The organism is Agrobacterium rosae, from assembly GCF_002915175.1.
Taxonomy (GTDB): Bacteria; Pseudomonadota; Alphaproteobacteria; order Rhizobiales; family Rhizobiaceae; genus Agrobacterium; species Agrobacterium rosae.
Genome location: NZ_NXEJ01000001.1, coordinates 40,082 through 52,574, shown reverse-complemented (window position 1 = coordinate 52,574; position 12,493 = coordinate 40,082). Strand labels below are relative to the sequence as shown.

Annotated in this window: 12 protein-coding genes; 10 read left to right on the top strand and 2 right to left on the bottom strand. The window is 56.5% G+C overall.

Features of this window, described 5'->3' with window-relative positions:
• Positions 1 to 106 precede the first annotated feature (106 nt).
• From CPJ18_RS00260 to CPJ18_RS00235, 6 genes are all read left to right on the top strand, one after another.
• On the top strand, positions 107 to 481 hold the full coding sequence (locus CPJ18_RS00260; protein ID WP_103656570.1) for a tudor domain-containing protein: 375 nt from the start codon (positions 107 to 109) through the stop codon (positions 479 to 481).
• 292 nt (positions 482 to 773) lie between these two features.
• Positions 774 to 1,757 carry a tripartite tricarboxylate transporter substrate-binding protein gene (locus tag CPJ18_RS00255; protein ID WP_077119841.1) on the top strand — a complete coding sequence of 328 codons (984 nt, stop codon included), beginning with the start codon at positions 774 to 776 and terminating at the stop codon, positions 1,755 to 1,757.
• Between the two features lie 72 nt (positions 1,758 to 1,829).
• On the top strand, positions 1,830 to 2,291 hold the full coding sequence (locus tag CPJ18_RS00250) for a tripartite tricarboxylate transporter TctB family protein (RefSeq protein WP_103656569.1): 462 nt from the start codon (positions 1,830 to 1,832) through the stop codon (positions 2,289 to 2,291).
• An 8-nt stretch (positions 2,292 to 2,299) separates the two neighbouring features.
• Positions 2,300 to 3,805 carry a tripartite tricarboxylate transporter permease gene (locus CPJ18_RS00245; protein WP_077119845.1) on the top strand — a complete coding sequence of 502 codons (1,506 nt, stop codon included), beginning with the start codon at positions 2,300 to 2,302 and terminating at the stop codon, positions 3,803 to 3,805.
• 107 nt (positions 3,806 to 3,912) lie between these two features.
• Positions 3,913 to 4,125, top strand: a complete 213-nt coding sequence (locus CPJ18_RS00240; RefSeq protein WP_042616170.1) for a SlyX family protein — start codon at positions 3,913 to 3,915, stop codon at positions 4,123 to 4,125.
• A gap of 10 nt (positions 4,126 to 4,135) precedes the next feature.
• Positions 4,136 to 4,687, top strand: a complete 552-nt coding sequence (locus tag CPJ18_RS00235; protein ID WP_103656568.1) for a DUF924 family protein — start codon at positions 4,136 to 4,138, stop codon at positions 4,685 to 4,687.
• A gap of 78 nt (positions 4,688 to 4,765) precedes the next feature.
• On the opposite strand, the gene dnaJ is transcribed toward CPJ18_RS00235, so the two are convergent.
• Positions 4,766 to 5,899, bottom strand: a complete 1,134-nt coding sequence (gene dnaJ / locus CPJ18_RS00230) for a molecular chaperone DnaJ (RefSeq protein WP_077101983.1) — start codon at positions 5,897 to 5,899, stop codon at positions 4,766 to 4,768.
• Positions 5,900 to 5,984: 85 nt separating this feature from the next.
• Complete coding sequence (gene dnaK / locus CPJ18_RS00225) at positions 5,985 to 7,889, bottom strand: molecular chaperone DnaK (protein ID WP_077119849.1); 1,905 nt, start codon at positions 7,887 to 7,889, stop codon at positions 5,985 to 5,987.
• A gap of 354 nt (positions 7,890 to 8,243) precedes the next feature.
• On the opposite strand from dnaK, the gene CPJ18_RS00220 reads away from it, so the two are divergent.
• The 4 genes from CPJ18_RS00220 (at position 8,244) to CPJ18_RS00205 (ending at position 12,488) form a co-directional block, all read left to right on the top strand.
• Positions 8,244 to 10,001 (top strand): alkaline phosphatase, encoded by a 1,758-nt coding sequence (locus CPJ18_RS00220; protein ID WP_103656567.1) that lies wholly within the window; start codon positions 8,244 to 8,246, stop codon positions 9,999 to 10,001.
• A gap of 93 nt (positions 10,002 to 10,094) precedes the next feature.
• Positions 10,095 to 10,559 carry a hypothetical protein gene (locus CPJ18_RS00215; RefSeq protein WP_103585654.1) on the top strand — a complete coding sequence of 155 codons (465 nt, stop codon included), beginning with the start codon at positions 10,095 to 10,097 and terminating at the stop codon, positions 10,557 to 10,559.
• Positions 10,560 to 10,561: 2 nt separating this feature from the next.
• Positions 10,562 to 11,242, top strand: coding sequence for an ABC transporter ATP-binding protein (locus CPJ18_RS00210; protein WP_103656566.1), 681 nt, complete (start codon positions 10,562 to 10,564; stop codon positions 11,240 to 11,242).
• Between the two features lies 1 nt (position 11,243).
• Positions 11,244 to 12,488, top strand: coding sequence for an FtsX-like permease family protein (locus CPJ18_RS00205; protein WP_103656565.1), 1,245 nt, complete (start codon positions 11,244 to 11,246; stop codon positions 12,486 to 12,488).
• Positions 12,489 to 12,493: the final 5 nt, after the last annotated feature.

Sequence of the window (12,493 nt, the reverse complement as noted above, 5' to 3'; positions counted from 1 at the left end):
GAGGATAAATTTTACGATACTCAAGAAATTTCATTGAGTATTTATTCGCCATGTATATCTCTACATTACTCATTTCAATTTTGATCTGACCTGGGGGATATGGGCTTTGTTTAAATTCATTTCTGTTTTATTTGCTGCTGGCGTGGTTGCTTTTGGTGCCGGTTCTGCCTGCGCGCAAACAAAGGGTGATTGGGTTCTTGGAAACTACAAAGGCGCTGGCTACTGGTTTCCGGGTGTTGTTGAGAAACTTGCTGGCGACAAGATCACCATTCGCTATGACGATGGCGACAGGGAAACCGTCTCAATCAATGCCGTTCGTCCTTACGACTGGATGATTGGTACGAAGGTTGAATGCAACTATAAGGGTGCAGGAAGCTGGTATTCTGGCCGGATCGCCTCGCTCGCCGGTGAGAAAATCGGCATTGCCTATGACGATGGCGACAAAGAAACGACCAAGACCGGTCGCTGCCGCACGAAGTAAATCTTTGTTCTAAAGGCAATTCTCACAGAGCCCGTCGCATCCGCGCGGCGGGCTTTCGATTGAGAAGAGCAATGAAACCGCAATCCAATATTGAAATGGGTGGATTTTCACACATCGATATTGGCAAATGTTTCGAAATCCACCCATCTCAGGCGGTAGAGAACCACTTTGTTATTCGCTTCCTCGCGAAAGCGTTGCGTGAACGCTGACACCGATTGCAAATAGCCTCACCCCGACCGACCGCAATAGGAGTGCGCCGGTCGATGAGGCCATATTTCATCGGGAGGAAAAGATGAAAATTCTCAAGACCGTCACAGGTGCTGTGGCTGCTGCTGCCGTATCGCTGTTCGCCTTGTCCGCTGCTGCGCAGACATATCCGCAGCGCAACATCACAATGGTCGTTCCCTTCGCCGCAGGCGGCCCGACCGATACGGTTGCCCGCCTCGTTGCCGAATCCATGTCCAAGGATTTGGGACAGCAGATCATCGTGGAAAATGTCGGCGGTGCCGGTGGCACGCTGGGTGCGGGTCGCGTGGCATCGGCTGATCCGGATGGTTACACCGTCCTTCTCCACCACATCGGTATGGCAACCAGCGCTACGCTCTACCGCAAACTGGCCTACAACACGCTCGAAGCCTTCGATTATGTCGGCCTCGTCACCGAAGTGCCGATGACCATTCTGTCGCGTAAGACGCTTGAGACCAATGATCTCAAAGGTCTGATCGAATACGCCAAGGCCAACAAGGACACGGTCACTGTGGCGAATGCTGGCATTGGTGCCGCCTCGCATCTGTGCGGCATGCTGTTCATGAGCGCTATCGAGACCCCGCTCGTTACTGTTCCCTACAAAGGCACGGGTCCAGCGATGACTGATCTTCTCGGCGGCCAGGTCGATATCATGTGCGACCAGACCACCAACACGACCAAGCAGATTCAGGGCGGTACGGTGAAAGCCTACGCGGTTACAACACCGAAGCGCCTCGATGTGCTGCCGAACGTACCGACCTCGGCGGAAGCCGGTCTGCCGAACTTCGAAGTCGGCGTCTGGCACGGCATCTATACGCCAAAGGGCACACCTGCCGATATCAATGAGCGCCTGTCCAAGTCGCTGCAAATCGCGCTGAAGGACCCGAATGTCGCAGCCCGCTTTGCCGAGCTTGGCACCACGCCATCGCCTGAAGCAGATGGCACGCCTGCGGCGCTCAAGGCTAAGCTCGAAAGCGAAATTCCGCGCTGGAAAACGGTGATCGAGGCCGCTGGCCAGTACGCCGACTAAGCCTGCTCACAAGCAATCGACCGGTGGCGTTCACATGCCACCGGTTTTCACTCGTTAGCGGGGGACACATACATGAAATCACTTTCTTTCGACGCAACAGAGGCGATTTGTGGCGCCTTTTTCATTCTGCTCGGCATTTTCTTCGCCTGGCAATCCTATGGGCTGGAGCTGGGAACCGCGTTTCGCATGGGGCCGGGTTATTTCCCGCTGGTGCTGTCGCTCATTCTCGTCGGGCTCGGCACGCTCATTCTTGTGCGGGCTGGCAAGGTTCAGGGCGAGCCGCTAGGGCCGATTGCTTGGCGCGGCATCTTTCTCATTCTGCCAGCGCCGATCTTCTTCGGCATGACAGTACGTGGCCTGGGTTTCGTTCCGGCGCTTTTCATCAGCGCGCTAATTGCATCCTTTGCGTCGCATAAGATGAAACCGTTGATGGCCATCATTCTGTCCATCGGCATCACCGTCTTTTCCGTCGCAGTCTTCGACTACGGTCTTGGCCTGCCCTTCCAGCGCTTCGGCCCCTGGCTCAATTTCTGAGGTGCATGATGGAACTGTTTAATAATCTGGCGCTGGGTTTTTCCACCGCAACCTCTATCGATAATCTGTTCTTCTGCCTTATCGGCGTGTTGCTCGGAACCTTGATCGGCGTGTTGCCGGGCATCGGCGCCACGGCAACCATCGCCATGCTGCTGCCGATCACCTTCCAACTGGAGCCGGTTTCGTCGCTCATCATGCTGGCTGGTATCTATTACGGTGCGCAATATGGCGGCTCGACCACGGCGATCCTCATCAACATGCCTGGCGAATCCTCGTCCGCCGTCACCGCCATCGATGGCTACCAGATGGCGCGCAAGGGCAGGGCCGGCGTGGCACTCTCGGTTGCCGCGCTCGGCTCGTTCTTCGCCGGTACGGTCTCGACGTTCCTCGTGGCAATCTTCGCCCCGCCGCTGACGGCCATCGCGCTGCAATTCGGCGCTGCCGAATATTTCTCGCTGATGGTGGTTGGCCTCGTCTCCTCCATCGCGCTGGCCCACGGCTCCATCATCAAGGCGCTGGCCATGGTGGTTCTCGGATTGCTGCTGGGCCTCGTCGGTACCGATATCTATAGCGGCACGCCACGCTTCACACTCGGCATCCGCGAATATGCCGATGGTCTGAACTTCGTTGCCGTCGCCGTCGGTGTTTTCGGCATCGCCGAAATTCTGCGAAACCTCGAAAACGAAAAGACCCGGTCCGTCTTGATGGCAAAGGTCAGTGGCCTCCTGCCCAGCAAGGAAGACTTCAAGCAGATGATCGGCCCGGTTCTGCGCGGCACGGCCATCGGTTCGGCGCTCGGCATTCTGCCAGGTGGCGGTGCAATCCTTGCGGCTTTTGCGTCTTACACCGTTGAAAAGCGTGTCTCGAAACATCCGGAAGAGTTTGGCCATGGCGCAATCGCCGGTGTAGCTGGCCCTGAGTCGGCCAACAATGCCGGTGCGCAGACCTCGTTCATTCCGCTTTTGACGCTCGGCATTCCCGCCAACCCCGTCATGGCGCTGATGATCGGTGCCATGATCATCCAAGGTATCGTCCCCGGTCCCAATGTCGCCACCGAACAGCCCGCTTTGTTCTGGGGCATCATCGCGTCCATGTGGATCGGTAACCTGATGCTTGTTATCCTCAACCTGCCGCTGATTGGGCTGTGGGTGAAGCTGCTGACCATTCCCTACTACGTGCTGTTCCCCATCATCATGGCTTTCTGCGCCATCGGGGTCTACAGCGTCAACTCCAACGTCTACGATCTCTATGCCGTCGCTTTCTTCGGGCTCATCGGCTACGCACTCGTCAAACTGCGCTGCGAACCGGCACCGCTTCTGCTCGGCTTCGTTCTGGGGCCGCTGCTGGAGGAAAATTTGCGGCGTGCCATGATCCTGTCACGTGGTGACGCAACGACCTTCGTCACGCGCCCCATCAGCGCCACGCTGCTGCTGATTGCGCTGGCGGTTCTGGTCGTCGTCTTCCTGCCGAGTGTCAAGAAAAAGCGCGAAGAGGTCTTCCAGGAAGAAGATTGATCCGCCATCACACCACGGAAACATCAAAGGCCGGGCATCACGTCCGGCCTTTGTCTTGTTTGCGGGATATAAAGCTGGCAAAGCAGGGCATTGACGAGGAGAGACCCATGGCTGACGACAGCGAAAATCGCATCATTGCGCTCGAAGAAACCGTGGCGCATCAGGCGAAAACCATCGAAGAGCTTTCCGATCAGCTGACTGAGCAATGGAAAGTGGTCGAGCAGACCCGCGCCAAGCTGGATCGGCTGACCGACCGTTTCCTGAACCTTGAGGAGCAATCGCTCGAAGCGCCCGCCATTACCAAGCCGCCGCATTATTAAGGAGCGCACCATGAGCAAAGACACCGCCACGTCCGCTTCTGATATCGTGGCGTTTTGGAAAGATGCCGGACCTGAAAAGTGGTTCGACAAGGACGCCCAATTCGACGCAACGTTCCATGACCGTTTCAGGGATTTGCATTTTGCCGCCGCACGGCGCGAGTTGGACACATGGTTGGAAAGCGCAGAGGACAGCCTTGCTCTGCTGTTGCTGCTGGACCAGTTTCCGCGCAACTGCTTTCGCGGCACGGCGCATATGTACGCGACGGATCCGCTCGCTCGCCACTACACGCAAGAGATCCTGCGGCGCGGCCACGACAAAACAATCGATGCCGAGCTTCCCATCTTCTTCTATCTCCCTTTGATGCATTCGGAAGACCTTGAGGACCAGCATCTGTGCTGCAAGCTGTGCGAACCCTTGGGCGAGCGCTATCTGCCTTTTGCCGTTGAGCATCGCGACATAATCGAACGCTTCGGTCGCTTTCCACATCGCAACGAAATTCTGCTGCGCGAGAGCACCGCGGAAGAAAAACGCTTTCTGGACGAGGGCGGGTTTGCTGGCTGATCGAGCTGACATTACCGCATAAAAAAGCCGCGCATTCTTATCGAAGCGCGGCTTTGTCGTAGACGTCAAAGGCTGAAATCAGCCGTCGAAGAATTCCTTCATCCGGGCGAAGAAGCCAGTGGATTCAGGGTTATTTTCCTTGGATGACAGCTCTTCGAATTCCTGCAGCAACTCGCGCTGCCGCTTAGTCAGCTTCTGCGGCGTTTCGATCTGAATCTGGATATAGAGATCACCCTGCTGTGCGGAACGCAGCACCGGCATGCCCTTACCCTTCAAACGGAACTGCTTGCCTGCCTGTGTACCCTCAGGCACCGTCACGCGCGACTTCGTGCCATCCAGCGTCGTTACATCGAAAGTGCCACCCAGCGCTGCCGTCGTCATGGAGATGGGCACTGCGCAATAGAGATCGGCGCCATCGCGCTGGAAGAACTCGTGCGGACGCACAGACAGGAAGATGTAGAGATCGCCCGAGGGGCCTCCGCGCATGCCTGCCTCGCCTTCGCCCTGTAGGCGAATGCGTGTGCCGTCTTCGATACCGGCTGGAATATTGACCGACAGCGAACGCTCTTCCGTGATGCGGCCCTGACCATGGCACTTCACGCAAGGGTCGGTAATCGTCTGGCCGCGACCGTGACAGGTCGGGCAGGTGCGCTCTACCGAGAAGAAGCCCTGCGCTGCTCGTACACGGCCTGAGCCTTGGCAGGTCGCGCAGGTTTTGGGCTGTGTGCCAGGCTTTGCGCCGGAACCGGTGCAAACGTCACAGGTAATGGAGGTCGGCACACGGATTTGCGCCGTCTTGCCCGCAAACGCCTCCTCCAGCGAGATTTCCATGTTGTAACGAAGGTCGGCACCACGTTCGCGGCCGCCGGAGGAGCGACGCGCGCGTCCACCACCCATCATCTCACCGAAGATGTCTTCGAAGATGTCGGAGAAGCCACCGCTGGCACCACCGCCAAAGCCGCCGCCTGCATTGCCCATACCACCCTGCTCGAAGGCTGCATGACCGAAGCGGTCATAGGCGGCCCGCTTCTGCGGGTCTTTCAGTGTCTCATAGGCTTCGTTGAGTTCTTTGAATTTCTTCTCAGACTCGGCGTCACCAGGATTCTTGTCCGGATGATACTTCATCGCAAGTTTGCGGAAGGCGCTTTTCAGCTCTTTTTCGTCAGCTGTCCTGCCAACGCCAAGTGTTTCGTAAAAGTCTGCTTTCGCCATTAACTACAAGCCCCGGAAATGGATTTCCGGCTGCACAAGGCAGCCGGATTTCAGTCAAGTATCAATTGGATTTCAAAAGCCACGCTTATGCGGACTTCTTGTCATCCTTGATTTCCTCATAGTCGGCATCGACGATATCGTCCTTGCCGCCTTCATGACCGGCTTCGCCACCTTCAGCCTGCTGGGCTTCATAGATGGCCTGACCAAGCTTCATGGACACTTCCATAAGGGTCTGGGTCTTTGCCTGAATGTCATCAGCATCAGGCTCAGCCGCTTCGACCGAGGTCTTCAGCGCAGCAATGGCGTCTTCGATGGCCTTGCGGTCCGTCTCGGAAACCTTGTCGCCATATTCCTTCACCGACTTTTCGGTGGAGTGGATAAGGCTTTCGGCCTGGTTCTTGGCTTCTACACCGGCGCGACGCTTCTTGTCGGTTTCGGCATTGGCCTCGGCGTCCTTCACCATCTTTTCGATGTCGGCGTCAGACAGACCACCAGATGCCTGGATGCGGATCTGCTGCTCCTTGCCGGTGCCCTTGTCCTTTGCCGATACCTGCACGATGCCGTTGGCGTCGATATCGAAGGTGACTTCGATCTGCGGTACGCCGCGGGGTGCTGGTGGCAGTCCAACGAGGTCGAACTGACCAAGCGACTTGTTGTCGGCAGCCATTTCGCGCTCACCCTGGCTGACGCGGATCGTCACGGCAGACTGGCTGTCTTCAGCGGTCGAGAAGGTCTGGCTCTTCTTCGTCGGGATCGTCGTGTTACGGTCGATCAGACGTGTGAAGACGCCACCCAGTGTTTCGATGCCGAGCGACAGAGGCGTTACGTCGAGAAGCAGAACGTCCTTGACGTCACCCTGTAGAACGCCAGCCTGAATAGCGGCGCCCATGGCAACGACTTCATCCGGGTTCACACCCTTATGTGGTTCCTTACCAAACAGCTGCTTGACGATTTCCTGAACCTTCGGCATGCGGCTCATGCCGCCGACGAGAACGACTTCCTCGATTTCAGCTGCGGTCAGACCGGCGTCCTTCAGCGCTGCCTTGCACGGTGCAACGGTACGCTGAACGAGATCGTCTACCAGGCTTTCAAACTTGGAACGTGTCAGCTTCAGTGTTAGGTGCTTAGGACCGGTCGCATCTGCCGTGATGAAGGGCAGGTTGATTTCGGTCTGCTGCGAAGACGAAAGCTCGATCTTTGCCTTTTCTGCAGCTTCCTTGAGGCGCTGAAGCGCAAGCTTGTCGCCCTTCAGGTCGATACCCTGGTCCTTCTTGAACTCACCGGCCAGATATTCGACCAGACGCATGTCGAAATCTTCACCGCCAAGGAACGTGTCGCCATTGGTGGATTTCACTTCGAAAACGCCGTCACCGATTTCCAGAACGGAAATATCGAAGGTACCACCGCCCAAGTCGTAGACCGCAATTGTCTTGCCGTCCTTCTTGTCGAGGCCATAGGCCAAGGCAGCAGCCGTTGGCTCGTTGATGATGCGCAGAACTTCAAGACCCGCGATGCGGCCCGCATCCTTGGTTGCCTGACGCTGTGCGTCGTTGAAGTAGGCGGGAACCGTGATAACGGCCTTCTCGACCTTTTCGCCGAGGTAGGATTCAGCGGTTTCCTTCATCTTCTGAAGGATCATGGCCGAGATTTGCGAAGGCGAGTAACCCTTGCCCTGCGCCTGTACCCATGCATCGCCGTTGTCGCCCTTGACGATCTCGAACGGAACGAGGCCCTTGTCCTTACCGACAGTAGGGTCTTCGTAACGGCGACCGATAAGGCGCTTTACGGCAAACAATGTGTTGGTTGGGTTGGTAACAGCCTGACGCTTTGCAGGCTGGCCGACCAGACGCTCGCCATCATCGCTGAACGCAACCATGGAAGGTGTCGTACGCGCGCCTTCGGCGTTTTCAATAACTTTAATATCCTTGCCGTCCATCACTGCAACGCAGGAGTTGGTCGTGCCAAGGTCGATACCGATTACTTTTGCCATTTTCTTCTCTCCTTGAAGCGAGTTGTCGGAACCCCGTGAGGCATTCCACTGACAACTCCTTGACTTGGATGGTCTTCGTGTTCGTGCAGCATTCTTCAACGCTGTTCTGGGGGGTATATAAGGAGCGATTTTTCCCGCTGCAAGGCGGATAGATGTGTCCATCGCAGCAAAAATCAAGAAATGCGCCTGCTGACAAAACGCATTGGGTGTCACAACGACCCGGGATACGTTGATAATCAGAAACAACCGGGTTGTACGGCACCCAAAAATTCCCGCCAACCGTCATGTCTCTGTCATGCGCAATCCCTATAGGCGGGAAGCCTTTCCATAAAACATCACTCCTTAGAGGTTATCATGCGCAAACTTTTCGCCGCATTCGTTGCCACCACCGTTCTTGCCGGTGCTGCACAGGCAGCAACTGTCTATCCCCTTGATCGTGCAACGATTCTCACCGGCTCTCCTTTTGATTTCAAAGTCGAGTTCAAGAATGTCGTAAAGCCTGAAGACGTCAAGATTACCGTCAATGGCCAGGACTATAAAGCTATCTTCGGTTCCGACGTCACATTCACAGCCGAAGAAAAGGGCAAAGAGGACAAGGTCCTTGGTTCTGCCGTTACATTGCGCGGTTTGAAGATTGCCAAGGCTGGCGATTACAAAGTTGAGGTTTCCGCCGGTTCTGAAACCAAAAACGTCACATGGACGGTTTATGGCACGGGTGAAGCACCAAAGGCCAAGAACGTGATCTTCCTGCTGGGAGATGGCCTTTCCGTTGCGCACCGCACAGCGGCCCGCATCATGTCCAAGGGCATGACCGAAGGTAAGGCAAATGGCCGCCTCAACATGGACGAGATGGACCGTATGGCGTTTATCGGTACGTCTTCTACAGAAGCTGTAGCGACCGATAGTGCCAACACCATGTCGGCTTACATGACCGGTCACAAGACAGCCGTGAACGCCCTTGGCGTTTATGCCGACCGCACACCAGCAAGCCTTGATGACCCGAAGGTCGAAACCCTTGCAGAAGCCCTTCGCCGCCAGACGAAAAAGTCGATCGGCATCGTAACGACATCGGAACTGCAGGACGCGACACCTGCCGCCGTTGTATCTCACACCCGCAAGCGCGGCGATAAGGCCGAAATCACCGGCATGATGTTCGATGTCAAGCCTGATGTCGTTCTCGGCGGTGGCTCTGCCTACTTCCTCGGCAAGGATACCCCCGGTTCAAAGCGCAAGGACGACAAAGACTACATCAAGTTGTTTAAGGATGCAGGCTACACGCTGGCAACCGACAAGAGCGAGCTTGAAAAGGCAGAAGGCTCCAACACCGGAAAGCTTCTCGGCCTGTTTCACACCGGCAACATGGATACGGTTCTAGACCGCAACTTCCTCAAGAAGGGCACCGTAGACAAGTTTCCAAATCAGCCCGGCTTGGTCGACATGACCACTGCTGCGCTTGGTGAGCTGTCGAAAAACCCGGAAGGCTTCTTCCTGATGGTCGAAGCTGCCAATATCGACAAGATGTCTCACCCGCTGGATTGGGATCGCGCCGTCGTTGAAACCATCGAATTCGACAAGGCCATTGGCGTTGCACGCGAATTCGCTGCAAAGAACCCCGATACGCTGATCGTCGTCACCGGCGACCACACGCATGGCGTTTCCATCATCGGAACCGTCGATGACGAAAAGCCAGGCGATGAAATGCGTGCCAAGGTTGGCACCTACGCCGAAGCCGGCTTCCCGAACTACGAAGACAAGGATGGCGATGGCTATCCTGACCGCGTCGACGTCAGCCGCCGCCTGTTCCTGAATGCCAATAATGGTCCCGACCATTATGAAACATTCCGTCCGAAGCTCGACGGTCCTTTCGTTCCTGCAATCCAGAACGAAAAGAAGGAATATATCGCCAACGAAGCCTACAAGAACGTACCCGGCGCAGTCTTCGTGCAGGGCAACATTCCCAAGGATGGCGATAGCGGCGTTCACGCTGTTGACGACATCGTTCTACAGTCCACAGGTCCAGGCTCGGAAGAGTTCAAGGGATATATGGAGCAGAGCGACGTCTACCGCGTGCTGGCCGATGCTTTCGCTCTTGGCACGAAACAGACGCAGTAAGAACGCTTGAACATTACACGGTCCGGCTCGCACAATGCGGGCCGGATCGTCCTCGTTTCAGACTATACCGGACAGGTCGAACTGGAGATCGTCATGGCGCACCATTCCCGCATGTTCACGCGCAGGCATTCGCTCAAACTCGCCGCTCTGTCGGGGATAACGCTCTGCGCCGGGCGTGCATTCGCTGCGCCATCGCCACTCACCTTCGATGAGATGTATGGCAAGATCGGCGTTCTAGGGCTGGAATTTTCCGATAAGCTGAAACAGTTGACCGGCAAGGAAATCCGCATGAAGGGCTTCATGGCTCCTCCCTTGAAGGCAGAAGCCGCCTTTTTCGTGCTGACGGAAATTCCCATGGCGCTTTGCCCGTTCTGCTCGTCGGATTCCGATTGGCCGGACAATATCGTCGTCGTCTACCTCTCGGAAAAGCAGACCTTCGTGCAACCCAGCACGACAATCGAGGTGACCGGAACTTTGGAGCACGGCTCATGGACCGACCCCGAGACGGGTTTCGTCAGCCTCGTGCGCATCAGAGATGCGCAATATTCGGTGTCGTGAACATGTTGTCTTTGACCATATCGGGCCTTACCGTTTCCTATCCCGGCTTGGCCGCACCGGTTTTGTCTATAGGCGAACTGAAGGTTGCCGCAGGCGAGATGATGGCAATATCAGGCGCGTCCGGCTCCGGCAAAAGTACATTTGTCAATGTCATCACCGGTCTTGAGCGCATCCAAGAAGGCACGGTAACCTGGGGTGATCAGAATATTGCCGGATTGACCGAAACCAGACGAGATCGCTGGCGAGGCGAAAATGTCGGGCTCGTTATGCAGGAGTTTCATCTGTTGCCGGGCCTTTCAGCTATCGAAAACGTGCTGCTGCCGGTTCGCCTGAGCCGCGCTATGTGCCGCGATTACGGTAAGCGTGCAGCGGACTTGCTCGAAAAAACCGGCCTCGGCCGGCCAGACCAGAACATCAACACCATGTCGCGCGGCGAGATGCAGCGTGTAGCGATTGCACGCGCGCTGCTGCGAAAGCCCGGCGTTATCGTCGCCGATGAGCCTACGGCAAGCCTTGACCCTGGTAATGGCGAGACGATCGGCCGTCTGCTGGTTGATCTGGCGCGGGCAGATGGCACGACACTCATCGTGATCACCCATGACAGGCTTCTGGCGCAACGCCTGGATCGCCGTCTGGAACTCGCCAATGGCCGTATCCTAACCGATATCGCCGGGAACACATGATATGATTCGTTTTATACTCTCCGATCTAAAACGCCTTTGGGCAGGTTCACTGGTTGTCGTGTTGCTGGTTTCTCTGGCAACGGCGCTCGGCGTTACCGTCACATTGCAGGAACGTGCATTGCGCTTGGGAACGGCGCGCGCTGCCGACAAATTCGATCTCGTCATCGGCGCGGCCGGTAGCGAAACGCAACTCGTTCTGTCCTCGGTCTTCCTTCAGGCTGCACCCTTGCCGCTGGTCAGTGGCGAAACGCTGGCGTCCTTGGCCAAAGACCCGCGCGTCGCATGGGCAGGCCCGGTCGGCTTCGGAGATTCCTTTGCCGGCTACCCAATTGTCGGAACGACAACATCGTTAATCGCCAACACCTCCAGTGGCTTCGTGGAAGGTCAAGGTTTCGCCGATGGTGAAGACGCCGTCATCGGCTCTGCGGTTGATCTGCCATTGGGTGCAGAGATCAAGCCGATGCACGGGGCAGCGGAAGAAGGCGGCCATACCCATACCGAGATCGTCTACCATGTTCAGGGCCGACTAAAGCCCACCGGCACGCCATGGGATCGCGCCATTCTTGTACCCATTAGTTCCGTCTGGCACATTCACGGCATGGATGCCCATGAGAATGGTCACGAGCATGCAGCGGGAGAACATGAAGGTCATGCCCATGATCATGCAGAGGGTGAAGAAAACGGACTGGACGAAACATTCACGGCTGAGACACCGGGTGTTCCGGCCATTCTGGTGAAACCGAAAACGATCGCCGATGCTTATAAGCTTCGCCAGCAATATCGGCAGGGCAACACACTTGCCGTGTTCCCAGGAGAGGTTTTGACAAAGCTCTATGCCACATTGGGAGATGCTCGAGAGGTTCTCTCCGTGGTCGCCATCGGCGCTCAAAGTCTGGTGGCAGCCTCCCTCATTCTCGTAACGCTCACGCACATCGTACAAAGGCGAAAACAGATCGGCGCATTGCGCGCCTTTGGCGCGCCGCGCTCGTCTATCTCCTTGATCGTCTGGACGGAATTGTTCGCATTGTTCGCAACGGGGATCGGGCTTGGCTTCGCAATTGGTTTTGCAGCGGCGAAAATCATAACCGGCCTGCTCGTCGCAAAAAGTGGCGTCGTCATGCCGGTTGAGTTTGCCAAGGCGGACATAACACAAGCCGTGTTGCTGCTTGCGGTGGCTGCTGGTCTTGCCATTCTGCCCGCGTGGCTGGCCTACCGACAATCTCCCGCCGAAGCACTTCGAGGATAGGCCCT